This window comes from Pirellulales bacterium, assembly GCA_035533075.1.
In the GTDB taxonomy this organism is placed as follows: Bacteria; Planctomycetota; Planctomycetia; order Pirellulales; family JAICIG01; genus DASSFG01.
The window spans coordinates 1-26564 of record DATLUO010000054.1 but is presented as its reverse complement, the minus strand read 5'-3'; the positions used below and the strand labels follow the sequence as shown (position 1 = coordinate 26564).

Sequence of the window (26564 nt, the reverse complement as noted above, 5' to 3'; positions counted from 1 at the left end):
CCTCGTCCGCCCTTGCTGAAGAACCGAGGCAAATCAGTTGCAGGGTGACGAAAAACCAGATCGCTCGCTGATATGAGTTGGACCTGAACCCGAACTGTATTCTTGTCATTTTCAGTCCGCGTCGAAAACAGCATTGACGTTGTGACCGAGACAAATGGCGGGAAAGTCGTCGAAGGTCGGGTCGGGCGCGGGCGGCCAGAATTCTCCCGCGCGAATGCGGCGGACCACCTCCCGCGCCTGCGCGTCGGCCGCCTGCAAATCTTCGGGCGTCCAGTCGGCGAGTTGGTCTTTCACGGCCGTCAGGTCCTTGGGCAACACGATATAACCCAGACCGATCTTGGCGTCTTGGATTTCGATGGCCCGAGCCAAGTGGCAATAAAGCGGCAACTGCAAGTCGATCCAGCAATCGTTCTTGCGGTGGGTGGCATTGGGAGATTGCCCCTTGTCCGAAGTCTTGTAGTCGAAGATCACGTAGCGGCCATCGCCGTCGTGGCGGTCGATGCGGTCGATGCGCCCGCGCAAGAACATCGGCCGGCCATCGACCGGGAAGGGCGCCGCCTCGCCGTCGATCTCCACCTCGGTCGTGGCGATCCGCCAGCCTTGGGCCGCCCACTCCGCCTGCCACCGCGCAAACGACGCCAGCCGCAGACGCAAGTGCTCCACCTGCAAGTCGACCGCCGGCAGACGCTGTTCGCCATAGCGGCCGACCACCAGACGCGCCAGCTCGGCACTCAGCACGTCGGCGATTTTCTCGGCGCTGGTGAGCCGCGAGTTGTCCGGATCCTGGCCAAACGCCTTAAGCACTTCGTGCGCCAGCCAGCCGAACGTGGCGGCGTCGATCTCTTCGGCCAGATCGTCGAGAGAGACGAGTTGCAACACGTGCTTCAGATAAAAGCGATACGGACACGCCAGATAATCGCGAAACTGCGTCACGCGCAAGCTCGCCGGCGGCTCCTTCGGCGGCACCGGCAGCGGCGGCCGGAACGTCGATTGAACTCGACCGGCGACCAGGCCTCGCGGCACGCGATCGGGAGAGGGCGACGCCGCCAGGCCGAAATAGGCCAGCACGCGGCCGGCGATTTTGTCACGCGGGCAGGCAAAGGCCAGCCGGCTGGGAGTGAGCGGATCGCCTTCGGCCGAACGTCGCCCGGCAATCAGCCGCAGCTCGCGGCGCGAACCGGCCAGCACGGCCAGGGCGTAGGCGTCGCGGGCATAGCGGCGGTCGTTATCTTCCAGCCCAAGCTGCCGCCGCAAGCCGTTGGGCAAGAACGGATCGGCGTTGATGAACGACGGCACAAAGCCGTCGTTGAAACCGGTGACGACCAGAGCCGGCGCGTCGTCGAGCGGCAGCTCCAGCCAGCCCAACAACTCGATGGCCGAATGCCCGGCGAGGGGCGGAATTGGTTCGTCGTCGATATGCCGCAAGAGCAGGCGAACGGCGTCGGGCGCGCCCCAGCGGCCGGCGAGCTTCGCGTCGGCCCCGAAGGCCTCTTTCAGCACCGTGTGGATCTTTTCGCAGGCCGCCAGCACGATGCGACCGCCGGCGAAAAAGGGGGGGTGGTTGGCATCGAGCTGCCGCCGGCCATAGACCGCCACCAACAAGCCGGCGATCTCCTTGGCCCACTCGGCCAGCGGTCGTTGGCCGCGAAACGGCTTGCACAGTCGGTCGATTTTTTTTTGGATCGTAGCCACCTTGCCGCCAAGGTCGTCGTTATCGGGCGCGGCCTTGCCCAGCCTGGACTGAAGGTGACGGGTGTACCAAGTGTCGAGCGCGGCCAGCCAATCGCCCGATTGGTCGTCGCCGGCCAGCCAGATTTCCAGGTCGGGATGACGCACGAGCGCCGCGAAATCGGCAAACCGTCCGCCGTCGAGATAATCGGCCACGGCCGACAGCAGCCGATAAGGCGCCGTTTGCCGCAGCCGCAACGCTTCGGCATAGCGCGAAGGCAGGTCGAACTGCTCGAAGCGGCGTTCGAGAAAGGGGACGACGCCCACGTCGGGCACGCCCATCGTGATCTCGTCGGCCGCATACTTCCCCGCGTAGCCGGCCAGCGCGTCGACGGCCGCCGTCGCCTGATCGGCCGGACCATCGACCACGATGATCTGCTCGTCGCTCAGCTCGATGTGCGCCTGGCGCCAAGCGCCGCTCACGAGGGTGCCCAGCTTCGTAAACCGCTCGGCCATGGCGGGCGGAGCATAGACGAGCGCCGTCACGTGATCGCCCACCTGTTCGAGCATCTTCTCGGCCACGCGCGGCATATCGGCCAGGCCCACAAGAACGATGTCGTTGGCACAGCGGCATTGGCTGTTGTTGACCGCTTGCAGCCGGGCAAGCTGAGTGTCGGCCAGGCCCAGCTTTTCCAGCCGCCGCAGATAGGCCTGCTGCACCTCCGCGAGCGTCTGCCACCGCCCGACTTCGATCGCCTCGGCCGCACGCAGCGCGGAGTTTTCCGCCGGTCGAAAACCTCGTTCGGGCACGTCGGCAAAGATCAAGCCGTGCCCGGCCAATTCGTCGTGAAGCCGTCCCACCATCTCGGCCAGAGCCAGCCAGCGCGCGGGGTCTTGGCGGTCGGGCGGGTCGGGCACAATTCGCCGCAGCAGACCGGCGTCGGTGTCTTCCAGCGCCTTCAGCCAGGCCAGGCGGCACGTCAACCGGTCGGCGTGGCGGCATGGCTCGTATAACTTTTCGGGCAAATGTCCGACCGTGACGATTTGCGGCGGCGTGCAGGCAAGCTGACGCTGCTCCGCCTGCTCGACGAGGATTTCCAATAAGCGGCGGCTGGCGCGTGCGCCCGGCAGCACCACGATGACCTTGGCCAGATCGGCCGCGTCGGCCGCGGCATAGCGGTCGAGCAGCCAGCGGGCCGCTTGTTCCAGCGCGGGTCGGATCCATCCCAAGAAGGTTCGCACGGGCGGCATGGTCTCATCCTCATGAACGGGCGTCTCGCATTATGCGAAGTTTTTTGCCGGGACGCCATGCCCTAAAACCACTCCTTCGGAAGCTGCTGCAGACCTCGCACCACGACACGCTGGATGGACGACCAGGCGACGGCGGTGAGCGTGTGCGTGCCGTTGGCTTCGGTGGACGCGAAGATCGCGTGCTGGGCGTCCTTCGAAGAGAACTGATCGGGCTCGAGCAGCTTGCCGTCGCCCAGGTGGAGCTCAATCGTCGCCCCCTGCGCTTTGTATCGCCAAAGCTGTGCCAAGAGCGAAGCCAAGGGATGCGCGGCGACGTTGGGCGAGGAGGCCGACGTCAGGCCCGATTTGCCTCCCTTCGACGAACCGCCTTTGCCCGACGTGTCGATCTGGATCACGATGTCGTTCAACGGGAAGTCGGGCGTCTCTTCCTCGACGAACGGCTGATCCTCCTCTTCGTCTTCCTCGTCGGGGTTGGGAACGAGAAACTTGATGCCGCAGTGCGGGCACTGGCCCGGCCGGCCGGCCAGGCTCGCCGGCCCGTTCAGCCGATGCCCGTTGGGGCAAAGAAAAATAATCTGGTCGGCGCCCAAGTCGCTGGCGCTCACGCCGTCGCCGGTCGATTCGATGCGGCTGGCGTCGTCGTCGGTCTCTTCCGGCGCGTCGCCGGCCGGCACGCGCACGACGACTCCGCACTTGGGGCACTTGCCCGGTTTTCCGGCCAGATGGTCAGGGCAGGTGAGCCGGTGGCCCTGGGGACAAAGAAAGGTGATCGGCATCGCCTTTTATCGTAACCCAGGCGGACGGCGGAGGGTAGCCACCGCCGGCCGTCTGACCTTGGAGCCGCTGGCGGGCGGGCGTAGAATGCCAGGCAGGCTGGGCGAACCCTCACCCGCACCGAAAACGCATGTCGTATCGTTCCATCAAACGCCAGCTTGGCGAGACCCATCTGGAGCGCAAGTTCCTGGCGCTGTTCGGCATCTGCCTGGTGCTGCTGATCGGCCTGAGCTTCTGGGCCTACAGCCTGCGCACCGACAGCCTAGTGGCCAAACAGAACCCGTCGACGGCCAAAAGGCTCGTCGACACCAGCTTACTCGCGGTTCACTGGAGCAAGGTCAACTACGCGGGGCAACTGCTGGACGAAGTCCGCGACAAGGACTGGATCGACTTTCTGCGCAAGATGGGTGCGGGCCTCCAAGGTCGCGACTACGACTGCACCTTTTTGCGCCCCGCCGACGCCGACAACGCCGCGACCCCCGCCGATCCCTTTGATGCGGGGGTGCTTGACGAATTCGCCGAAGCTCCGGCGCAGGCGGAAGCCCCGGGAACCGAGGAGCCGCATCGACAGCGGTTCATCAACAATGGCGAGCAATATGTCTACTACCGTCCCGTCTACGCCGAGTCCTCTTGTATTCGGTGCCATCGGGTTTCCACCGGCCCGCCCGACCTAGCGGAAGGGCAGATCATCGCAGTCGCCAAGGTGACGATCTCCAACGCGGCCACACGTTGGGACCAAGTTGTCAACCGCGCGATTTTGGTTACGTTTGCCATCTTCATCACTTTTTTGGCGATGTTGGCCGCCTATTTCATCGTCCGCTACGTGATCGTCAAGCCGCTCAAGCACCTGCGCGACGTGAGCGACGCGGTCAGCCGCGGAAACCTGGAGCAGCGGGCCGAAATCCGCACGGCCGACGAATTCGAGGAACTGGCGGTGGCCTTCAACCGCATGCTGGGCCACCTGGTCACCGCCCAAGAAGAGCTGCGCCGGCTGAACGAGAATCTGGACGTCAAAGTCGACGAGCTGGCTCAGGCCAACATGCGGCTGTTCGAGTTGAACCGCCTGAAGAGCGATTTTCTGGCCACCATGAGCCACGAGCTGCGCACGCCGCTGAACAGCATCATCGGCTTCAGCGACGTGCTGAGCTCCATCAAGTCGCTCGATGACAAACAGCACCGCTACGTGTTGAACATTCAAAAGTCGGGCAAAATGCTGCTCGACATGATCAACGACATTCTCGACTTGGCCAAGATCGAAAGCGGCAAGATGGAGCTGCGGCCCACTGAATTCCGCATTGAGCACGTGATCGGGGCCCAATGCGACATGGCCCGCCCGCTGGCCGAACGCAAGAACCTCGATCTCGACATCGAGGTCGAGCCGGATTTGCCCGGACTCTTTCAGGACCAGGGCAAGGTGCAGCAAATCCTCACCAATCTGCTTTCCAACGCGATCAAGTTTACGCCCGACGGCGGGCGGATCGTGGTTGCCGCCAAGGCCGGCGCCGACGACGAGCTGTTGCTGACGGTGGCCGACACGGGCGTGGGCATTTCGGCCGACGATCAGGCGCAAATTTTCGAGAAGTTCCGGCAGGGCCGGACCGTGATTCCCGGCGGGGACGCCATGACCCGCGAATACTCCGGCACCGGCCTGGGCCTTTCCATCGTCAAAGAGCTCTGTAAACTGCTGGGCGGCGATGTCTCGGTCGAAAGCGAACTGGGCAAGGGAAGCACGTTCACGGTCCGCCTTCCCTGGCGAGTCGCGGAGCGTCCCCCGGCCGACCGGCTGGCGGCCGAAGCGCTGGGCGACCTGGGACATGCCTCGCGCGACGATTTCCTGGCACCCTCGCTGGAAGAGCCGGCGGCCGGCCCGGTGGGTCTTTAGCGACGCACGTATGCCCAACTTTCCTCGACGTTCTCCCTTGCGGCTGGCCGTGTTGATTTCGGGCGGCGGCACCACGCTCCTCAATCTGATCGACAAGATCGGCCGGGGCGAGCTGGACGCGAGAATCGCGGTCGTGGTTGCCAGCAATCCCCAGGCGGGCGGACTGACGTTCGCGGCAGAAGCCGGCATCGATACGAAGGTGGTCGAGCGGCGCGCGGCGGCTGACGACGCGGCCTTCAGCCGGGCGGTGTTCGACGCTTGCCGGGCCGCCGACTGCCAGCTTGTGGCCATGGCCGGCTTTCTGAAGTTCGTGGCCATTCCGCCCGACTTTGAGTGGCGGGTGGTCAACATCCATCCCGCGCTCATTCCCGCCTTCTGCGGCCTGGGGTACTATGGGCATCACGTACATCAGGCCGTGCTCGATTACGGCGCCAAGGTGAGCGGCTGCACCGTCCACTTCGTCGACAACCAATACGACCACGGGCCGATCATCTTGCAGCGCACGGTCGCCGTCCACGACGACGACACGGCCGGGTCGCTGGCGGCGCGGGTCTTCGAGGCCGAATGCCAGGCTTACCCCGACGCCCTTCGGCAGATCGCATCGGGCCGGCTGCGTGCGGAAGGCCGCCGCGTGTGGATGCAACCGGAATGATTCATCCGCTCCCAAGCCACGGCGGTGGCTGGGGCAGAAGCTGGCCGAGAACGACCCGGCAACCACCAATACGCGCCACCGGCCAGCGGATGCCCCGGTGGTGGCGCTACCGGGGCATCGCCGCGGCCGCGCGTGAAGTGGAGAACGGGTCGAGCGCACGGCTCTGGCCCAGCCACCGCGAACCCTCACTGCTCGCCGCTCTCAAGCCACGGCCGGCCATAGGTCGCGGCACTGGGAGCGGGCTGTTCTGGCAGGGCCGACCAGCCGACGACCGACGGATGATATGCCAGTCGGAAGCAAACCGGCTCGGCCCATTCCAGCGGCAGCCGTTGGATCACCGTTCTGCCGTTGCGGTCGAACTCCTGGTAGGCGGCGTCGGGCAAAATCTGCTCCACCAAAGTGGCGTCGGCGTTGACGACCGCCCCTCGCAACGCCGTTTGAATGACGGCCTGCCAAACGGCCGTGCCGCCCCAGAGAAGCTTGACTTCCAGCGGCGCCAGTGTTGGACTGTGCGTGGTCCAGACCGGAAAATCGGGCGCGGGAGCCAGGATTTCAAACCACGCGCCCACCTGCGTTTCGACGTAAGCGATTTCTCGTTCGCAGCCGGAGACGACGACCGCCAAAGGCGATGCCAGCGGCTCGCCCCGAGCCTGGCCGCGGATCAGAAAGCCGTCGCTCGCCGGAGTGCTCCAGATTGCCAGCGGCTCAAGGAACCATTGCGCGCGGACCTCCAGCCGGACTTCGCCGATCGGGCCACCGGGCAAACGCTCGCGGCCCGGCCGCAAGGGTTGCGTCACGCCGGGCAATTCCTGCGGCAGCTCGACTTCGAGGTCGATCTCGTTGCGCGGCCCGACGAGGCGCGTCACCTCGAAGCCGCGCGCCAGCGCGTAGCCGTCGATCGTGCCCAGTCGGGTGCCGTTCACCGACACGTGTCCAAATGCGTCGACGCCCTTCACGACCAGCCAAAGCCGCTCGTGTGGATCGAGCGTGGCCGGAGGGTTGAAGGTCCGTCGATACCGCACGCGGCCGCGGAAGCCGCTGCCCAAGCGATCTCCCCAATCCTCAGGCACCGTGGCGCGGCCGGCGGGCGGCAGACCGGCGCTGATTTCAGTGATTTGCCCATCGGCGTCGAGCGTGGCCCGTGCCAGCGGCTCAAAGTGCCACGGGCCGCGCAGGCGAATGACGTGGGGATAAGGCATGCGGAATAAGCAGACTTGTAGGGTGGGACCAGCGAGCTTGCGAGCGCCGGCCCACCGATTTGAGGCGTCAGGTTTCAGGGGCCAGGCGTCAGGACAAACAACCTGATACCTGACGCCTGACAACGGTGGGCCGGCGCTCGCAAGCTCGCTGGTCCCACCTTACACCGGAAGCGGCACTATATCTAACCATACCCACCGCTACGGATCACGGACAACCACCCATTTTTCCCGAATCTCCGGCACGTTCCTTGCCGACGCCACTTTCGTAAAAACCGGACTAATCGCGCCGTCCGTCAAATGCCGAAACGCCATTGATAGGGCCAATAAACACCTTCGACCGGCCTTCCCGCGTCCCGTCGGCTCTTGTCGCCGAGCGGGAAGAGCCTGTCTGGACCTTGCTGGAGGAATCCTTGCCATGAAGAAGTTGATCTCCGCGGCGGCCTGCGGGTTGTTGCTCGCTTCCGTTCCCGCCTTCGCCCAATCTCCGCGCGCGTCGCAACGTGCGGCCGCCGCTTCAGCCAAGGCAAAGGCGGACCTAGAGGCCGTCCATGAGGAGCTGCCTCACCGAACGTCGATGACGCAGATGACGCCCGAAATGTGGCTTTATACGCAGGAGATGCAGCGGCGCGACGATCCGAAAGAGGCGGTCCGCCGCAAGGCCGAGTTTCGCACGGCGCAGCGGCAGCGCCGCATCGCCGCCCGCGAATGGTTCGGTTATTCGAACTCCCGCCCGACCGTGAATCCCGATCCATATATCGCCGGTTACTCGGCGCACTGGTCCGCCAACAACGCCGTGCGGCCCGACCAGTGGATCGGCAGCAATCGCCGCGCCGGGCGGTAGATAAGGCGTCAGTAAACCGCCACATCCGGGCTTGGTCTGCGCGCGCGAAGCGACAGGCGTGTCGCGTCCGCGCGGCGCCGACAAGCAGCGGGCCACGCGGATGGATCGTCGAGACACTCGCGGACAACCGGCCCCGGTGCGCCGCGCGCGGCGCTTTTGCACGGCGCGCCGTCTCGAAGGCCGGGATCAAAACGAGGCCCTCGTGCATGAGAAAAAAACGCCGCGCGCGGCGCTTTTGTTCTGCGCGGTCTCGAATGCCGGGTCCAAAACGGCCCCCTCGCGCAAAAGAAAAGCGCCGCGCGCGCCGCGATTTTGTTTTGCGCACCGTGTCCGCGTGACAGGGCACCCGCCTGTCGGCATGTAAAGCTTCGCCGAACCCGGTACGCAGGTGCCGTACACCAACCCGAAGCGCTAGCGAGGAACGTGAAAAAGGCGACAAAACCTCGCTTGCGCTTCGGGTTAGTGTGAAATGGGAACGGGTTCGGCGAAGCTTTACGTCGGCATCGCCATAAGCCGTTAAGCCACAAATGTTTACAGAGGAACGCGCGTAAAGCTTCGCCTAACCCGGTACGCAGGTGCCGTACACCAACCCGAAGCGCCAGCGAGGAACGTGAAAAAGACGGCAAAACCTCGCTTGCGCTTCGGGTTAGTGTGAAAATGGGAACGGGTTCGGCGAAGCTTTACGAACGCGCACGGACTTCTCGTCTCGGCGCCGCGCGGGTGTCTCGTGGTGGTGGCTCGGGGCGCAGCCGGGCCTCGGCAAAATCGTCGAAAACGCGGTCCAACCCGCGGGTTCTATGTAATTCGAGTTTTGTTCCCGCCCGGCTTCTTAGCTTCGTCGGGAATAATCGAGCGGCCCGTCTGCGAATAGTAGAATGAGGATCGGGCCAATGCAGAATCGCTCACCGGTCAGTCCTATACGATTTCGTGTCGCTCTCGCTTGCCGAATTCAACCGCTTGGTGTCCGAGCACGGACCGGCCCTGTACCGGTTGGCGTATCGGCTCGTGGGCGACCGTCATGAGGCCGAAGACGTGGTGCAAGATACGTTTCGCTCCGCATGGAACAGCCGCCGCAGTTGCCGGCCGGGAGGCAGCGAACGTGCCTGGCTGGCCACTATCTTGCGGCGACGAGTGGCTGACCGCCTTCGCCGCCGGCCGTGGAGGTCGGCGGGACCGATCGCGACCGCCGACGAACCGACGGTGGAATACGACAACTCATGCCTCGAACCGTTTACCGACGAAATGCAGCACGCTCTCGACCGCTTGCCCAGCGAACTACGCGAGACGCTGCTGCTGGTGGTGGTCGGAGAACTGACGCACCAAGAAGCGGCCGACGTGCTCGACGTGCCGCTGGGCACCGTTTTGTCGCGCGTCAGCCGTGCCCGACAACAGCTCCGGCAACATTGGTTGGCGATCTGCCATCCGGGGGTACGCCATGATTGACGCCGAGTTGGCCGCCCGTCTGAACGCCGTGGACTTGCCCACCGGCTTGTTGGCTCGCCTGCGGTCGATTCCGCTGGCCGACGACGCCGATCTCGACGCGGCCTTGGCCGATGTGCCTCTGCCGGCCGCTTTAACGCAACGGTTGTCGATGGTGCCAAGCGTGCGCGAGCGTTGGCCGGCGCTGGCCAGGCAGGCGGCCGCGGCGGCCATGCTTTGCGCCCTCAGCCTGGGTTACGCCTTGTCGGTGATGGCCTTTGTGGCATGGCGATTCGAAGAGCGGGCACTGGCGGGCGATGCCTTGCGCTCGACGGCGTGGCGCTGGACCGAAGCCGGGTTGGACACGTTCGATAGTCAGGTTGTCCACCCGGACTCCGGGCCCGCGGCTATGGTGGAATCGCTTGCCGCAACGACGAGGCTCGAAGAAGGCGGCCGCGCCGGCATCAGGTGTACTATCAATGAGCCGCTCGCTCTGGCGGCCTGGACCGATGTGGCCTTTAATCCGTCTGCGCCCGTCGCGTTTTCGGTCGATGAGCTGAGCCGCTGCGCGGTCGAACGCGCCTCGGTGCGTCTGAATCGCGAAGCGGGCTTCGATCGTTTTTGGCGGCAAACGGGGCTGCTGCCCTGGCTCGCTGTGGCCCGCCAGCCGGCGATCGAGGCGCCGTTGGCGACCGACGATGCAAGCTATCGCCTTGTGCGGCGCGAGCTGGCAGAGGGGAGGCTTCCATCGGCGGCCGTCGTGCGCGTGGAAGAGTTTCTTGCCGCCATTGACTATGGTCTTGCCACGGGCGAATCGCAGCGGCCGACGATCGTGGCCGTGGCACCAAGCCCGTTTCGCCGGTTGCCGGAAGAGGGCGCCGCGCGCCGTTGGCTGGTGATGATTGCTGGCGTGGCTCCGCAATCCGGTTCGCTCGACGTTAGGTTCAATCCAGAACGGGTGAAGGCATATCGCCTCATCGGCTGCGCACCCGCTAGCGGTGAAACCGGCCACGAACACCAGGCTTCGGCAGAGGAATTTGGCGGAAACACCGACGTTCGAACCGATCGCGCCGCCGTGGTTTTGCTGGAGATCGAGCCTGCTGAAAGGCTGTCTGAAGAATCCCCGTGGGGCGGCCTACCCGTGCCGTCCGAGGCCAACGACGGCCTGGGAAGACCGCCACATGGCCCAATGGTTTTCGGCGAGGTGAGTTATCGCGGGCCTGACCCGGATGAAGGCACTGCCACCGTGTCGATCGACGAAGCCTCGTTTCGCGGCGACTTCGACTCGTCCCCCATCGCCTGGCGGCAAGCCGCCCTGGTCGCGCTCTCGGCGGAGTCGCTGGCCGGTTCACCCTTCGCCGAGCAGACTTCGTTGGGCGAAATCGCCGGGCTGGCTCGGCAAATCGAGCCGCGGGTGAGCGACCGCGCGGGGTGGCGAGAGTTTATCGAGATGCTGGTTCGGGCACAAACTGTCCGGGGTTCCTTGCTTCGCGCGTTTTGACTTTATAAGCTGGAGCTGTCGGTGATCCCTCTATCTTATGCAGCCCGACCGCCGGATCCGGAACCCGAACGGTCATGGGCACCTTTCCCACTTGCACGCTCGAGGACAACAGCGATGAGACTTCTTCGCTTCGTGGGTCGTCGTTTACCGCACCTGATTTCGTGCGCCGCGGCCGGCTTCGTCTTGCTGTGCGCGCAGGCCGCACCGGCCGAAGAAGCCTACGCACGCTTTCTCGAGGGGCTGAAAGAGCAGGGACTGTTCGACGCGGCGCTCGACTACCTGGAGTTGATGCGCACCAGCCCGTTGCTCAGCGAGGCACAAAAACAGGAGCTGGCCTTCGAAGAAGGGCGGCTGCTGGTCGATAACGCGAAGGCCGAGAGCGATGCGGCCGCCAAGAGCAAGCTGCTCGACAAGGCCCGCGACCGTTTCGCGGCGTTCATCAAGGCCAGTTCCGCCAATCCCAAGGCCGCCGTCGCCGAGACCGAGTTGGGCAACATCCTGGTGGAGCGCGGGCGGAGTCTGCTCGAGCAGGCCGAGCGGCCGGCGAACGCCTCCAAGAAAGACGCGCTCACCAAGCAGGCCCGCGAGATGTTCGAAGAGGCCAAGAAGGTGTTCGATGAGGCGGAGAAGAAGTTCACGGCCCGACTCGACGAGTTCAAGAAAATCTACGATCCGAAAAAGGAGGCCAAGAAGATCGAAGAACGCGACCAGGCGCGCGACGACGTGCTTCGCGCCCGGATGTTCGCCGCCGGCATTTTGCAAGTCATGGCCGGCAGCTACCCCGCCGGTTCGGCCGAGCAAAAAAAGCTGCTGCACGAAGCGGCCGACAAATACAAGGTACTGTACGACAAGTTCCGCCGCCGCATGGTCGGCCTGTTGGCGCGAATGAAAGAGGGCGAGTGCTATCAGAAGCTGGGCGACACCAAGCGGGCGATTGGGCTGTATGAAACGATGCTCTCGCAAGGCGACGATCCCGCCATCCGCCCCTACAAGGCCACCGCCTTGCGGCTGTCGCTGGAGTGCCTCGTTTCCGAGAACGAAAAGAACTACGAGACGGCCGTAAGCCGGGGCGAAGACTGGCTCGAAAAGGCCCTGCCCCCGGAAACCCGCACGGTGGACGGCCTGGGCATCACGTATTTCACGGCGCTGGCCAACAAGCTGTTGTCCGACTCGCTCAGCAAGCCCGAAGACCAGGCGCGCAAGAAGGCCCTGCTGTTGGCCGCCAAGAAGCAGGCGCAGTTCGTCGCCAAGGCGTTGGCGTTCATGAATCCCTATCGCGACGAAGGGCAGGAGCTGTATCGCAAGCTGCTGGGCGGCGCGGAGGGCGAGCAGAAGGAGCCGGCAAACTTCTCCGAAGCGCTCGACCGGGCCAAGGAGTTGCTCGACCGTTGGCAAGACCGTTTGGGGCAGATCAAAGTCGCCGCCGCAATGAAAGACCAGGCCAACGTGCCCACCTATGAGTCGGAAGCCAGGCAGCTTCGCGACCAGGCCCTGAGCTATTTCAAGCTGGCCCTGGAGCTGCGCGACGATGAGACGCCGATCGAAAGCGTGAATATCGCGCGCTATTACCTCTGCTTCCTCGATTATCAGGCGGGCAACTATTACGATGCCGCGGTAATGGGCGAGTTTGTGGCCAAGAACTATCCCAAGAGCCAGGGCGGCCGGCAGTGCGCCAAGATCGCCATGGCCGCCTACCTGCAAACCTACGACGCTGCCCGAAAGGCCCAGGCCGATTACGCCTTCGACCGCGACAAGATGGTCGAGACGGCCGACTTTATCACGGGGGCCTGGCCGGGCGGCGAAGAGGCCGACGAAGCCTGGGGGCTGCTGTTGCAGGTGGCCGTGGGCGAAGAGCAGCTCGACAAGGCCCTGGAGTACCTGGCCAAGATTCCCGACGACTCGCCGCGCCGCGGCGATGCCGACCTCAAGGCCGGCCAAGCGCTGTGGGCCGCCTATCTGCGGGCGGCGCGCAGCGAAGAGCGTCCGCCCCAGGCGGAGCTGGACAAAATGGTCGAGACCGCCCGCAAGCTGCTCGACGACGGTTTGAAGCTGAGCCGTGACGGCATCGATAAGGGCACGGCCTCGGTCAGCGCCACGATGGCCACGGCCGCGCTCTCGCTGGGCCAGATTGATATCGAATCGGGCCAGGCCGACAAGGCGATCGACCTGTTGAACGATGCCAAGATCGGGCCGCTCACGCTGGTCGCCGCCGGCGATCCGGTGACGAAGCAAGGAAAGTTCGCCGTCGAGACCTATAAACTGGCCCTGCGGGCTTATGTCGCCAACCAGGCGCTGGACAAGGCCGAAGGCACAATGGAATCGCTGGAAAAGCTGGTGAACGAGTCGGGCGACGCCGATGCCGCCGGCCAGTTGACCCGCATCTATATCGTGCTCGGCCGCGAACTGGAGCAGCAGCTTCAACGCCTGCGGCAAGAGCAGAAGGCCGACGAGCTGACCAAGGTCTCGAAGGGGTTCGAGCTGTTTCTCGACCGCATTTCGTCGCGCGGCAAAGGCAACACCTTTAACTCGTTGAATTGGGTCGCGGAGACGTTCTTCAGTCTGGGCAGCGGATATGACGCCGACGGCGCCAAGGAGGCCCCGGACGAAGCGAAGGCCTACTATGAAAAGTCGCTCAAGACCGACGAGAGCATCATCGAAGCCGCCAAGGCCGACAAGGCTTTCGCGCCCGAAGGGGCGGTTCCGGCTGTGCGAGTGCGGATGGCACGCACGCAGCGGCGGCTGCGCAATTTCCAGCAGGCCCGCGACGAGTTGCTGGCCGTGCTCAAGGAAAAATCGAACCTGCTCGACGCGCAGGCCGAGGCCGCTCGCAACTTTCAGGACTGGGGCGCGGTGAAGCCGGAGTTTTACCTGAAGGCCATCGAGGGCGACGTCAAACAGAAGAACAAGGAGGGCCGCACCGAAAACCTGCTCTGGGGTTGGAACATGATTGCCGTCCGCACGCAAGGACAAAAGAACGTGGGAGAGGCCTTCGACGAAGCCCGCTACAACCAGGCGAAGTGCTATATGGACCTGGCCAAGACGAAAAGCGGCACCGAGAAGACCGGCCTGCTGAAAAGGGCGGAAGACAATATCCGTTACACCTTTCGCAATCGGCCAGAGATGGGCGGTCCGGAATGGATGAAGAAATTCGAGTCGCTGTTTCGGACGATCCAGCAACTGCAAGGCAACGATCGGCCCGTGACGCTGGCGTCCCTGGCGGCAAACTCCTCGGCCACCGCGGAGGGGGCGAGCGCGCCCGTCGCGGGAGCAACCACGCCGGCCAACGCAACGCCGGGCGCCAAGAAACCGGCCGCGACCGCGCCGGCGTCGACGGAAGCCGAAGGAGGCACCTCGCCGCTGCTGATCTTCGGCGTGCTGTTGATCGTGGTCGCTCCGGTGGCGGTGTTCGTCTTCATCAAAATGAACCGCGCCCAGAAGGTGCAAGAACAGCGCCTGCGGGCGCGGCGAGAAAAACAATTCACCGGATTCAGATAGAACAACAACTGAATAACCAGGAGTCGATCCATATGAAAGCATCACGCATTGCGGCGATCGTTGCCGGCTGCCTGGCCGTCCCCCTGACGGTCCGCGCGGCCGACGACACGATCAAGAAAATCGGTGAAACGCAGCAGATCAAGTGCTCGATCACTTCGATGAGCAAGGACGAAGTGAAGTATGAAAAGAGCGGCAAGGAAGAGTCCGTGCCGACCTACGAGATCGAGTCGATTCGCCTGGCCGACGAGCCGCCGCAACTCAACCTGATCCGCAACCAGGTGAACAACGGCGCCTTCGAAAACGCCTTGCGGTCGCTCGACAAGCTCGACACCGACTCGATCGACAAGGCCGAGGTGAAGGCCGAAATCCACTATATGCGGGCCTATTGCAACGGCAAACTGGCGCTGGGCGGCAGCGGCGACGTGAAGCAGGCCGGTGGCCAAGTGAAAGCCTTTATCGACGTCAATCCCAACAGCTACCATTATTACGCGGCCAATGAATTGGCCGGCGATTTGGCGGTCTCGCTCGGAAGTTACGAGGCAGCGACGAAGTTCTATAAGGCGCTTTCGACGGCCCCGGCCGACGCCTACAAGATCAAGGCGGGCATCGACATCGGCAAAGCCAAGCTGGCCGAGAAAAAATACGAAGATGCCTTGAAGGAATTCGATACGGCGCTGGACCTGACCGAGAAGGGCAAAACGCCGGAGTCGCAAAAGCTGGCGGCCATGCTGGGCAAGGCGGCCTGCCTGGGCGAGACCGGCAAGCCCGAAGAAGGCGTCAAGCTGGCCGAGGCCGTCATCAAGGAGTTGAAGGCTGAGGAGATCGACCTGCACTCCTGGGCGTATGTCGTGGCCGGCAATTGCTACCGCAAGATTCCCAACCACACGAAGCAGGCACTGCTGGCCTATTTGCACGTGGATGTTCTGTATTTCGCGAACCCTCAATATCACGCCGAAGCGCTGTGGAACCTGGCTTCGCTTTGGCAGGACCTGAAAAAGGTCGACCGCGCCACGCAGGCTTCGGCGTTGCTCAAGGAGCGTTACCCGAACAGCACGTGGGCCAAGATGTAGGAGGGTTCAGGGTTCAGGGTTCAGGGTTCGGGGTTCAGGAAAGACCAAAGACCAAAGGCCCAAGACCAAAGACCTACCGACACGCTTACGCCCCGGCTCGCCTGGGCATTCCAAAATCCAAAATCCAAAATCCCCCCAACCCCAAATAGAGAACTTCCATGCGTTCCCGAAAATTGACCGGCTGGCTGGCGACAGGCATCTGCGGCCTGTTGCTGTTGGGCCTGTTTGACTACGGCTTTCTCAGCGCGTTCGGCCCCGCCGCGGCCCAAGCGCAAGACGAAGAGGCGGCGCCGCCGGCCGACGCAGGCGGTGCCGAACCCGCAGCGCCGCGCCAAAGCCAATTGACGTTCTTTTACAAGGCGCTGGGGCCGAAATATGTGATCGCGTTCCTGGCGCTGTCGTTCACCTTCGTGGCCTTGATCGTGATGAACGTGCTCACGCTGCGGCGGTCGAGCATCGTGCCGATGGAATTGGTCGAGGCCTTCGAGGCGAACTTGAATGAAAAGAAGTACCAGGAAGCCTATGACCTGGCCAAGAACGACGATTCGTTTCTGGGGCACGTCCTGGCCGCCGGGCTGGGCAAACTTTCGGCGGGATACGCTCAGGCGATCGAGGCCATGCAGGAGGTGGGCGAAGAAGAGACCATGAAGCTCGAACACCGGCTGGGCTACATCGCGCTGATCGGCACGATCAGCCCGATGGTCGGCCTGCTGGGCACGGTCGACGGCATGGTGCAGGCGTTCCAGACGATCGCCCAGAGCACCACGCAACCGAAGCCGTCGGAGCTGGCCCAGGGTATTTCCATGGCGCTCATCACCACGCTGGTCGGCCTGTGGCTGGCCATTCCGGCCATCGCCTTGTTCGGCATCATGCGCAACCGCATGGCCCGGCTGACGCTGGAAGTCGGCATTGTGAGCGAAGGCCTGATGGGCCGGTTCCAGAAGAAGAGTTGATCGAATGGCAAAACGAAAGAAATTCGACATCTCGGCGGAAGGCGACATGACGCCGATGATCGACATGACGTTTCAGTTGATCGCCTTTTTCATGGTGTTGATCAACTTTGCGGAAGGCGACCAGGACCAGCGGATCAAGTTGCCGTCGAGCGCGCTGGCCAAGCCGCCCGACGCGCCGGTCGAGGCGCCGCTGATCTTGCAGTTGACCGCGCAGGGCACGGTGTTGATGGGGGGCGACCGCGTGCCGATCGCCGACATGACGCGGATCCTGCGGACGGAGGTCGACATCATGCGACGGCAGGAGAAGAAGCCCGCCGACGCTTCGGTGATCATTCGCGCCGATCGGGACACGAAAACCGGCCTGGTGCAAGATCTGATCAAGAAATGTCAGGAGCAAGGCTTCGAGAAGTTCTCGTTGCGGGCCAAGCAAGAGGCCCTGGACCCGTAGAAGGGAGGGAGGGAAGGAGCGAGGGAGAGACGGAGCGAAGGAGAGAGGCAGAGACCTAGAAAAAGAGAGCCATGAAAATCCGCAAATCCGCCGCATCGGGCAACGACAAAGTCGAGATGCAGATGACGCCCATGATCGACGTCGTCTTCCAGTTGCTGACCTTCTTCGTGATGAGCTTCAAGATCGCCTCGCAGGAAGGCGACTTCAACATCAAGATGCCGCTGGCCGCCGCCGGTCCCGCGCAAGAGGTCCAGGACCTGCCGCCCATCAAGCTGCGGCTCACCGCCAACAGCGACGGGCGGCTCAGCGGCATCCTCATGGGCGAGCGCCGGCTGGGAAGTTTCAAAGATTTGAACTCCGCCATCATGGAGTTGGTCGGCACCGACACGGGGCCGAACTCGCTGGCCTCGCAGACCGAGGTCGAGATCGACGCCGATTACGACCTGCACTACGAGGAGGTCGTCAGGGCGATCACGGCCATTTCGGGCCACGTCGATCGCTCCGGGCACATCGTCAAGCTGATCGAGAAGCTCAAGTTCGCCCCGCCCAAGCAAGGCGGATGAAGCCATCGACACATTACAAGAATTCGACCTGCAATCGAGGGCATCGCGAAACTCGTCGAATGCTGGCGGGAAGAACACGCGGCGGTCCGCGCGGTATTGAAGATCGACGGGTTGGTTGACGAGTGGCTGCGCCTTGCGACGAGCGCGACCGGGCTTTTCGCCTACTACTGCCAGCACGCCCGCTTTCCGCAGTCCGGCGCGACGCCGAGCTACTTCGTCGATCTCGTCGAGCAGGTGGTCCATTGCGGCACGCAACTCGAAGACGTCGTCTCGATGTTCGAGAGCGAGGGACACCATTTCGCAAGGGCTGAAGAGTTGCGCCGGACCGGTGCCAGGCTGCAAGCGATCGTTGACGAAGAGCGGTTCGCCACGGACGCGGCTTTGGGTGGTGGGGCGCTGGACGCTTGGGAATAAGCGGCTGAATCCCTCAGCGTTTTGCCATCCTGCCGGCTTTCTGCTAACATCAACGTCAGTTGATCGGTTGACCCACCGCCCCCGATTCCCGCCTGGGGAGAACCAACTCGATGCTTCCGGCCGCTGTCTCGCAGTGCGTCCCTTTGCGCTTGGCGTGCCGCGCTCTGGCAATCGCTTGCCTTTGCGCTTCGGTGCCTGGCGCGATCCGCGCCGACGAGCCAACTCTCACGGTCAATCCGAACAAGGTGGTGCTCGAAGATTCTCTGGCCCGACGGCAATTGCTCGTAAGCGCGGCCGGCGGCGACGTCACCCATGCCTGCGCCTACGAAGTCGCCAATCCGGCCATCGCCCGCGTCGATGAAGCAGGCTATGTCGTTCCGCTGGCGCCGGGAGAGACTGAAATCGTCGTCCATCACGGCCAGCAACAGACCAAGCTGCCGCTGACGGTCGTCGCCTACGATTCCGGCCGGCGGATCGACTTTGCCAACGACGTTGTGCCGGTGCTTTCACGCTACGGTTGCAACGCCGGCGGATGCCACGGCAAAGCCAGCGGCCAGAACGGATTCAAGCTTTCGCTGTTTGGTTTCGACCCGCAGTTCGATTACGACGCCATCGTGCGTTTCGCCCGCGGCCGGCGTGTGTTTCCCGCCTCGCCCGAACAAAGCTTGCTGCTGCTGAAGGCCACGGGTGCGGCGCCGCACGGCGGCGGGCAGCGGCTGGAGCCGGCCAGCGAGCCCTATCAGTTGCTGCTGCGCTGGATCGAGCAGGGTCTGCCAGGCTCGTCGCCCGACGCGCCGGTGATCTCCAAGCTGTTCGTCGAGCCCGCCGAACGGGTGTTGCGCGCGGGCCCGGCGGCCGCTACGCAGGTCGAGGAGCAGCAGCTTGCCATTCTGGCCGAATACAGCGACGGCAGCCGGCGCGACGTGACGCGGCAGGCCCAGTACGCCAGCAATCTCGACCTGGTGGCGGCCGTCGATGAGCGTGGGCTTGTGCGGTGCGGCACGCAGACCGGCGAGGCGGCGATCATGGCCCGCTACATGGGCCAAGTGGCCGTGTTCCGCGCCCAGGTTCCCCACGGCAGCATTCAAACCAGCGCCGGCGACTTTGCCGTCGCGAACTATATCGACCGGCTGGTGCTGGCCAAGTGGCGGCAGCTTGGTCTGGCGCCTTCGCCGCGGGCCGGCGACTCCACGTTCTTGCGCCGCGCGACCATCGACCTCTGCGGCCGGCTGCCGACGGTGGCCGAGACCAAGGCGTTTCTGGCCGACGCCTCGCCGAACAAGCGCGAGGCACTCATCGACCGGCTGCTGGCGTCGCCCGACTACCCGGCCTACTTCGCCCTGCGTTGGGGTAGCATTCTGCGCAACTCGCAGCTCGCCGGCGCCGATCAGGCGGCCTACGCCTTTCACGGCTGGATCAAGTCGATGATCGCCCGCAACCGGCCCTACGACGAGTTCGTGCGCGGGGTGGTCGCGGCGGCCGGGGAGTGGCAAGACGCGCCGGCCATCAACTGGTTCTGGCAGATGCGCGACGACCAACTCCATCAGCCGACGGCCGACACCGCCCAGGTCTTTCTGGGCATCCGCCTGCAATGCGCCCGCTGCCACCATCACCCCTACGAACGTTGGGGGCAGGACGACTACTTCGGCCTGGCCGGCTTTTTCACACGGCTGGGCCGCAAGAGCTTCGGCCAGCCGCCGCCTTACTTTTCGGCGCCGAATGCGACGACGGGCGAACGCGACCCGCTGACCGGCAAAACGCCCGAGCCGAAGTTTCTGGCCGGGCCGGTGGCCAAGCTGTCGCCCGAACAAGATCCGCGGCACGCATTGGTCGATTGGATGGCGGCGCCGGACAACCCGTTTTTTGCCCGCGCCTTGGTGAACCGGATGTGGGGCCACTTCCTGGGCCGGGGACTGGTCGATCCGGTCGACGACATGCGCGACACGAATCCGCCCTCGAACCCGGAGTTGCTCGACGCCCTGGCACGCGACTTCATCGAGCACAAGCTCGACGTCAAGCGCATCATTCGCACGATCGTGACGAGCAACGTCTACCAGCTCGACTCGCTGCCCACCGATGCCAACCAGCAGGACCGGCAGAACTATGCCCGGTTTTATGCCCGGCGGCTGATCGCCGAAGTGCTGCTCGACAGTCTCGACCAGGCCTGCGGCACGCATACGCGGTTCGACCGGGTGGCCTCGACGGCCCGTGCCATCGACCTGCCGCACGAAGGGTTCGGCTCGTACTTTTTGGACACGTTCGACCGGCCGCGCCGCGTCACCGGTTGCGAGTGCGAGCGGACCACCGGAGCGACGCTGGGACAGGTGCTGTTGTTGTCGAATTCCGACGAGGTCGAAAACAAAATTGCTTCGGGCGACGGCGTGATCGCCCGGCTGCTGGCCGAGAAGAAGCCGCCGGCCGAGATCATCGACGAATTGTATTTGGGGGCCTTGTCGCGTTTGCCGACCGAGGCCGAGCGGACCAAGGCGGCGGCGTTTGTCGTCGCCGAAAAAGATCCGCGGCCCGCGTTGGAAGACGTGCTGTGGACGCTGCTGAATTCCAAGGAGTTTGTGTTCAATCATTGACGATGTAGGGTGGGACCAGCGAGCTTGCGAGCGCCGGCCCACCGAAAGGCGACTTTCGGCTCGCTGGTCCCGCCCTACGCTTAGAGGAGAACTGACCATGTTCGACGTGCTGGGAAAGAATTTCCGCCTTTGCGACGGGCTGTCGCGACGCACCTTCGTCAAGGTCGGCGCGCTGGGCGTCGGCGGCTTGACGCTGCCCGGTCTGCTGCGTCAGAGGGCCCTGGCGCGTGCCGCCGGTGCGCAGGTCAAAGACACCGCCGTCATCCTCGTCTGGCAGGCGGGCGGTCCCAGCCATATCGACATGTACGATCTTAAGCCGCAGGCGCCCGCCGAGTTCCGCGGCGAGTTTCAACCGATCGACACCAACGTGTCGGGCATCCAGATCAGCGAGCATCTGCCCCTGCAATCGCAGATCATGGACAAGCTGGCGGTTGTCCGTTCGGGCACGCACACCAACGCCGGGCACGGCATGGGCGCTCAATGGATGCTCACCGGCTACCAGCCGACGCTGGAAGTGAACGACAACATTTATCCTTCCTGCGGCTCGATCACGGCCAGGCTGCGCGGGTCGAACGCACCGGGCATACCGGCTTACGTCACGTTGCCGCGGAACCACGCCTTCACCAAAGCGGCGTATATCGGCGCTTCGTACAATCCGTTCTCGCCCGACGCCGATCCCAATTCCGACAGCTTCCAGGTGCGCAATCTCCGCTTACCGGGCCGCATCGACGAGAAGCGGCTGCACCGCCGGCACGACTTGTTGGGCAGCCTCGACGACATGCGTCGCGACCTCGACACGCAAGGTTCGATCGCCGGGCTGGACAAGTTTTACGCCGACGCCCTGGATCTGGTGACCAGCGACAAGGCCCGGCAGGCGTTCGACATCAAGCAAGAAGACGACCAGCTCCGCGCAGAATACGGCCGCAACGACCTGGGGCAAAGCTGTCTCTTGGCCCGCCGATTAGTAGAGGCCGGGGTGACGTTCGTCTCGGTCCAGGCGGGCGGCGGCTGGGACACGCACGCCAACAACTTCAACGAGCTGAAGAACCGCTTGCTGCCCACGTTCGACCGGGCAGTGGCCGCGCTGGTGAGCGACATCGACCGCCGTGGCCTGGCGAAAAAAGTGCTGGTGATGGCGATGGGCGAGTTCGGCCGCACGCCGCGCATCAACCCCGGCGCCGGCCGCGACCACTGGCCCGGCGCCATGTCGGTGCTCTACGCGGGCGGCGGTTTGCGGATGGGCCAGGTCATCGGCTCGACGGATTCGCGCGCCGAGTATCCCACTTCGCGCCCCTGTTCGCCGGGCTGCATCCTGGCGACGATGTATCACGTGCTAGGCATCGACATCCACCACACGTTCTACGATGCCGCCGAGCGTCCCTTGCCGGTATTGAACGAAGGCCACGCGATCGAGGAGTTGATCTGAACGCCTATCGGCCCATCGCCTTCGGGCCGATCAGCAGTCCAATCACCACCAGCAGCAACCCTACCGCGGCGACGCCGCCGACAAGCATCTCCCATTGCATGCGGTCGCGGACGATGGCGTCGTACCGGTCGAGGGCCATTTCCCACTGCGGCTGTTCGATGCCCGTCCGGAACTCATGCCACAGGTCGACGATTTTTTCAGGCGGGAGCTGCCCAATCGCCTGCCGCGTCTGCTCCTGATAGTCATCCCTCAGCGACGGCGCGGCGGGGATGCTCCACCAGAACCAGAGTGCGGCCAAGGAGGCCGCCGCGAGAATGGTTCCCCCCAAGAACATCAGGCCTTGCCGCGGTCCCCAGGTCACCGCGGGTTCGCCGCGCTCGACCGTCGGAGCGGCCTCGATGCGTTCCAGAGACGATAGGCCGCGCATCGTCGGCACGGCCAACTCCGCACCGCACTGGCAGCGCACGTTCAGGCCCGCCTGGCCCGCATCGACGGTCGTTTTCTTGCCGCAGGCACACGGCAATAGATAATTCGTTGGCATGCATCCTCAATCTATTCGGGAACGGCCGAGCCGCGGTTGGCCCACCACGGCAGCGTGATGCCGCCGTCGATCGCCAGCGACGAGCCGGTGATGTAATCGCTCGCCGGGTCGCACAGAAAGACCACGCCACGGGCAATCTCGTCGGGCCGGCCCATTCGCTTCCAGGGAAGCTTTTCCGCGGCTCCGGCCAACTGTTCTTCGCTGGCGAACTTTCGCTCGCCCGGCGTATCGATCCAGCCGGGGTGGATCAGATTCACGCGGATGCGGTGCTCCACCAGCTCGATGGCGGCCGTGCGGGCCATGTGGTCGATGGCGGCCTTCGACATATTGTACGCCATCGACCGCGGCACCGCCACAAAGGCGTGCGGCGAGCTGATGACGACGACCGACCCGCCGTCGCCTTGCTCGATCATCCGCCGGGCCGCCGCGCGCAACAGGTAGAACGCGCCCCACATGGTCACATCGACGGTGCGGCGGAATCCGGCCATGTCGGCCTCATAAAACGGCTCGCGATCGCTATAGGCGGCATTCGAGACGGCGATGTCGAGCCGGCCGAAGCGGTCGGTCGTCTCAGCCACCATCCGCTCCACTTCCGCCTGATTGGCCACGTCGGCTTGGAGCAACAAAGCCCGGCGGCCGAGACGGCCGACTTGCTCGGCCAGATCCTCGGCTTCCGCGGCGGCCGAGCGGTAGTTCACGGCCACGTCGCAGCCCGCTTCGGCCAAAGCCAGCGCGGTTGCCCGGCCGATGCCTCGACTGGCGCCGGTCACCAGCGCGGTCTTGCCGGAAAGGTTGGACAATCAGGACCTCTGTGTTGCACGGGGATTGGCGGCTGGCGCCGCCTCTTTCTCCAGAATCTTTCCATAGAACGCCGGGCGGCGGTCGGCAAAGCGGTCGATCTCGTGTTTGCCGGGCACGCGCACGATGTGCTTCTGCCGGGCCAGGGCCGGATCGATCTCGGCGTACAGAACCGTCTCCTGCTCGTGTTGCGCCTCCGCCAACACGTGGCCGCGCGGGTCGCAAATCTTGCTCTTGCCGATGAAGCGGAAGCCGCGCTCGCTGCCCACGCGGTTCACCGCCATGTAGTAGACGTTATTCTCCAGGGCGCGGGCGTTGATGACGAAGTCCGCCGTACACTCCGCCCCCGGCGGCCAATTGGTGGGCAACGCAATCACGTCGGCCCCTTCCAGGGCCAACACGCGGGCCGCTTCGGGAAATGCCGCGTCGTAGCAGATGCTCATGCCGACGCGAACATCGCCGGCGGCGTGGATGCCAAACGGCCGGTCGCCCGGCGTCGTAAAGCGGTCGACGCCCAGGTAGGGCAAGTGGATCTTGCGATAGCCGCCGACGACGCCGGCCGGGCCGACCAGCGCCGCCGCGTTAAACAACCGCGGGCCGTCCGTTTCGAGCAGGCCAACCACCGCGTAGATCGATAGCTCGCGGCAGACTTCCGCCAGACGCAACGTGCTGGGACCGGGAACCGGCTCGGCGTGCTCGCGGGCCTCGTCGAGATGGTCAAAACAATAGCCCGGCAGCGAACATTCGGGAAACACGGTCAGGCGCGCACCGGCCGCGGCCGTTTCTCGCAGCCGTTCGACGATCTTCGCGAGGTTCGCCTCGCGATGGCCGAACACCACGTCCATTTGCACGCCCGCGATTTTCATGGCTTCTACGCGTTTGCCTTCTGCTCCGCGTCTCGCGCGATGGCCACGCACTCACGCAGATCGGGCATCGGGTTATCGGCATGCTCCTCGTACTCGATCGACAGCGCGCCGTCGGCCGGGAACTCGACCTTCTTCAACGCCTTGAAGACCGCGACCACGTCGAGCTGGCCTTTGCCCAGGATGACTCCCTTGGCGTTGCCCTTGGGCTGGTCGAAATCCTTCAGGTGAATGCCGTACAGCCGGCCTTGCAGTTTGCGGATCACCTCGACGGGGTCTTCGCCCGAACGGATGTAGTGGCCCAGGTCGGCGCAGGCGCCGATCAGCTTGTGCCGCCCTTGCACGGCCTTGAGCACGTCGTCGACTTTGTCGTATCGGGCGCCGGGGCCGTGGTTGTGAATGGCGATGCGGACGTCGAACTCTTCGACCAGCTTGTCGAGGCTGTCGAACGCGTCGGGCGAGGGGTCGGCCGAAATGTTGCGGATGCCGGCCTTCTTGGCGAACTCGAAGACGCGGCGGTTCGCTTCGTGATCTTTGCCGAACCCGTTCACGCCGTGGGCCAGCAGCTTGATTTCGTGCTTCGCCAGCTTCTGCTTCATCGCGTCGATCTGCTGCTGCGTGCTGTTGATCGCGAGGTGCGCGTTGAAAAACTCGACGGTGTGCAATCCGAGTTCTTGAATATCGTCGAGCGCCTTATCGACGGGAAAACTGCGGAGCGAGTAGCTTTGCATGCCCAGCACAAAGCCGGGCTGCGCGGCGGCGCGTGCCCGGCGTGGCCAGCCGAGTGTGGCCGCGGCCGCGCCGCCGGCGGTGATGCTTAAGAGGCGTCGACGAGAAAGGCGTGTCATGCTGAGTTCTCCGGGTAGGGGCCGTGCGTTGAACTCCAATTATGCTTGCCGCCGCCGGAACGTCCAGTACCTATTGCAGGTCTGGTTCCGGTCGCCTTTCCCTTATGAGCCGAGCGGGGGGCGACACGATCGTGGCTCGCCGCCGCAACCAGAGGCCCGACGTGCGGATCCCGTTCACAAAGCTGAAGACCGAGGGCGTTTGGACGCCGCTTTCCGTTGCCCGGCCCTAATTTGAGCGGTAGACTCGTGGCGAGAGGCGGCATTTCTGGCGTCATAGGAGGCTCGCGGTGGCGAAAGAGCTTTTAGTTCCGGCGGAACGCATCGAGCACGCGATTCTATCCATACGTGGCCAGAAGGTGCTGCTCGATAGCGACCTGGCCGAACTCTACGGCGTCGAGACCTTCAACTTGAACAAGGCGGTCAAACGCAACATCGACCGATTCCCGGCTGACTTTATGTCCAACTCAGTGCGGGGGAGGCCGACTCTTTGAGATTCCAAACTGGAATCTCAAAGCCCGCCGGGCGCGGTGGAGGCCGCTACCTTCCCTACGCCTTCACGGAGCAAGGGGTCGCGATGTTATCCAGCGTTTTACGAAGTAAGCGTGCGGTTCAGGTCAATATCGCCATCATGCGGGCCTTCGTCCGGTTGCGCGAAATCCTGGCCACGCACAAAGACCTGGCCCGCCAGCTCGACGACCACGAGCGTAATCTCGGCGAGCACGATCAAACGTTCCAGATCGTGTTCGAAGCCATCCGCCAGCTCATGGCCCCGCCCGCGGCGCCCAAGAAGCGCCGCATCGGCTTCTTGCCCGACGCCGACGACGCCGCGAAGGGCCAGATCACGGATCAGGTGAAGAGGAAGCGAACTGCCAAGGCGCGGCAATGAACCATGAAAGAGAGTGATTGGCGAAATTTGCTCGGCTGCGGATCGACACGGCCACCCACGCGCCGCACCACCCGCACCTGCTGCGGCAAGCGCGGTGCTCGTCGTACTATTATTGATGAGAGCTTGTTAGATAACCACAAGCTCGGCGGAAATCGCGGCAATCGCAACGGGTCCTTGATCGAAGATGCGGCGGATCTCATCGAGATTGACATGGTGGCACAAGCGGGCCTTCCCAGCATTCTGGTTCGGCTTCCTCGGGCTGTTTAGCCTGGCCGGGCTGTTGCTTCGACGGGCCCACAACCTGGATGAATTTGAATCGGATGAGCGAAGGGGGTGAGCGAGGGGTTCAGAGGCTATCCGAAAACTTTTCGCTTGTTTTTCCGTAGAATTCAAGCAGCGCCGGCGTAGTGGAATTCGGGCTGAGCGACCGGGGCAAGCCGGCGCAGCATCAGATGCACGTTACTGATTTGGATCATGGCCGCGCTGG

The 26564-nt window shown here is 64.1% G+C and carries 23 protein-coding genes; 16 read left to right on the top strand and 7 right to left on the bottom strand.

Annotated features, from left to right (window positions below; translation table 11 throughout):
- Positions 1-111: 111 nt before the first annotated feature.
- Together VNH11_06880 and VNH11_06875 are read right to left on the bottom strand one after the other, a co-directional pair.
- Complete coding sequence (locus tag VNH11_06880; protein ID HVA46082.1) at positions 112-2919, bottom strand: PD-(D/E)XK nuclease family protein; 2808 nt, start codon at positions 2917-2919, stop codon at positions 112-114.
- Positions 2920-2981: 62 nt separating this feature from the next.
- Positions 2982-3695 (bottom strand): hypothetical protein, encoded by a 714-nt coding sequence (locus tag VNH11_06875; GenBank protein ID HVA46081.1) that lies wholly within the window; start codon positions 3693-3695, stop codon positions 2982-2984.
- A gap of 128 nt (positions 3696-3823) precedes the next feature.
- Between VNH11_06875 and VNH11_06870 the strand changes: the two genes are divergently transcribed.
- Together VNH11_06870 and purN are read left to right on the top strand one after the other, a co-directional pair.
- Entirely contained in the window at positions 3824-5575 is a 1752-nt protein-coding gene (locus VNH11_06870) for an ATP-binding protein (protein ID HVA46080.1), read from the top strand.
- Positions 5576-5585: 10 nt separating this feature from the next.
- Positions 5586-6227, top strand: coding sequence for a phosphoribosylglycinamide formyltransferase (gene purN / locus VNH11_06865; GenBank protein ID HVA46079.1), 642 nt, complete (start codon positions 5586-5588; stop codon positions 6225-6227).
- A gap of 185 nt (positions 6228-6412) precedes the next feature.
- Here purN and VNH11_06860 read toward each other — a convergent pair whose 3' ends face one another.
- Positions 6413-7426, bottom strand: coding sequence for a hypothetical protein (locus VNH11_06860; GenBank protein HVA46078.1), 1014 nt, complete (start codon positions 7424-7426; stop codon positions 6413-6415).
- A 415-nt stretch (positions 7427-7841) separates the two neighbouring features.
- On the opposite strand from VNH11_06860, the gene VNH11_06855 reads away from it, so the two are divergent.
- From VNH11_06855 to VNH11_06805, 11 genes are all read left to right on the top strand, one after another.
- Positions 7842-8267 carry a hypothetical protein gene (locus VNH11_06855; GenBank protein ID HVA46077.1) on the top strand — a complete coding sequence of 142 codons (426 nt, stop codon included), beginning with the start codon at positions 7842-7844 and terminating at the stop codon, positions 8265-8267.
- A 927-nt stretch (positions 8268-9194) separates the two neighbouring features.
- Positions 9195-9710, top strand: coding sequence for an RNA polymerase sigma factor (locus tag VNH11_06850; GenBank protein HVA46076.1), 516 nt, complete (start codon positions 9195-9197; stop codon positions 9708-9710).
- On the top strand, positions 9703-11187 hold the full coding sequence (locus tag VNH11_06845; protein ID HVA46075.1) for a von Willebrand factor type A domain-containing protein: 1485 nt from the start codon (positions 9703-9705) through the stop codon (positions 11185-11187). The genes VNH11_06850 and VNH11_06845 overlap by 8 nt, the downstream gene beginning before the upstream one ends.
- A 114-nt stretch (positions 11188-11301) precedes the next feature.
- On the top strand, positions 11302-14682 hold the full coding sequence (locus VNH11_06840) for a hypothetical protein (protein ID HVA46074.1): 3381 nt from the start codon (positions 11302-11304) through the stop codon (positions 14680-14682).
- Positions 14683-14714: 32 nt separating this feature from the next.
- Positions 14715-15752 (top strand): hypothetical protein, encoded by a 1038-nt coding sequence (locus VNH11_06835; GenBank protein HVA46073.1) that lies wholly within the window; start codon positions 14715-14717, stop codon positions 15750-15752.
- A gap of 158 nt (positions 15753-15910) precedes the next feature.
- On the top strand, positions 15911-16705 hold the full coding sequence (locus VNH11_06830) for a MotA/TolQ/ExbB proton channel family protein (protein ID HVA46072.1): 795 nt from the start codon (positions 15911-15913) through the stop codon (positions 16703-16705).
- A gap of 4 nt (positions 16706-16709) precedes the next feature.
- Complete coding sequence (locus tag VNH11_06825) at positions 16710-17153, top strand: biopolymer transporter ExbD (GenBank protein HVA46071.1); 444 nt, start codon at positions 16710-16712, stop codon at positions 17151-17153.
- A gap of 71 nt (positions 17154-17224) precedes the next feature.
- Positions 17225-17716, top strand: a complete 492-nt coding sequence (locus tag VNH11_06820) for a biopolymer transporter ExbD (protein HVA46070.1) — start codon at positions 17225-17227, stop codon at positions 17714-17716.
- Positions 17717-17812: 96 nt separating this feature from the next.
- Complete coding sequence (locus VNH11_06815; GenBank protein HVA46069.1) at positions 17813-18130, top strand: hypothetical protein; 318 nt, start codon at positions 17813-17815, stop codon at positions 18128-18130.
- 191 nt (positions 18131-18321) lie between these two features.
- A complete protein-coding gene (locus VNH11_06810; GenBank protein HVA46068.1) occupies positions 18322-20715 on the top strand; it encodes a DUF1549 domain-containing protein in 2394 nt (797 codons plus the stop codon).
- A gap of 97 nt (positions 20716-20812) precedes the next feature.
- On the top strand, positions 20813-22141 hold the full coding sequence (locus tag VNH11_06805; protein ID HVA46067.1) for a DUF1501 domain-containing protein: 1329 nt from the start codon (positions 20813-20815) through the stop codon (positions 22139-22141).
- 4 nt (positions 22142-22145) lie between these two features.
- Here the strand turns inward: VNH11_06805 and VNH11_06800 are convergent, their stop codons facing one another.
- Genes VNH11_06800 through VNH11_06785 form a run of 4 tightly spaced genes read right to left on the bottom strand, consistent with a single transcriptional unit; the run spans position 22146 to position 25191 of the window.
- Positions 22146-22682, bottom strand: coding sequence for a hypothetical protein (locus VNH11_06800; GenBank protein ID HVA46066.1), 537 nt, complete (start codon positions 22680-22682; stop codon positions 22146-22148).
- A gap of 11 nt (positions 22683-22693) precedes the next feature.
- Positions 22694-23482 (bottom strand): SDR family oxidoreductase, encoded by a 789-nt coding sequence (locus tag VNH11_06795; GenBank protein HVA46065.1) that lies wholly within the window; start codon positions 23480-23482, stop codon positions 22694-22696.
- Entirely contained in the window at positions 23483-24346 is an 864-nt protein-coding gene (locus VNH11_06790) for a carbon-nitrogen hydrolase family protein (GenBank protein ID HVA46064.1), read from the bottom strand.
- A 5-nt stretch (positions 24347-24351) separates the two neighbouring features.
- Positions 24352-25191, bottom strand: a complete 840-nt coding sequence (locus VNH11_06785; GenBank protein ID HVA46063.1) for a sugar phosphate isomerase/epimerase — start codon at positions 25189-25191, stop codon at positions 24352-24354.
- A 287-nt stretch (positions 25192-25478) separates the two neighbouring features.
- Here VNH11_06785 and VNH11_06780 point away from each other — a divergent pair, with 287 nt between their 5' ends.
- From VNH11_06780 to VNH11_06770, 3 genes are all read left to right on the top strand, one after another.
- Positions 25479-25682 carry an ORF6N domain-containing protein gene (locus VNH11_06780; GenBank protein HVA46062.1) on the top strand — a complete coding sequence of 68 codons (204 nt, stop codon included), beginning with the start codon at positions 25479-25481 and terminating at the stop codon, positions 25680-25682.
- A 137-nt stretch (positions 25683-25819) separates the two neighbouring features.
- Positions 25820-26077, top strand: a complete 258-nt coding sequence (locus VNH11_06775; protein HVA46061.1) for a hypothetical protein — start codon at positions 25820-25822, stop codon at positions 26075-26077.
- Between the two features lie 3 nt (positions 26078-26080).
- The gene (locus VNH11_06770; protein ID HVA46060.1) at positions 26081-26344 is read left to right on the top strand and encodes a hypothetical protein; all 264 of its coding nucleotides are present in this window, start codon (positions 26081-26083) and stop codon (positions 26342-26344) included.
- The last annotated feature ends 220 nt before the right edge of the window (positions 26345-26564 follow it).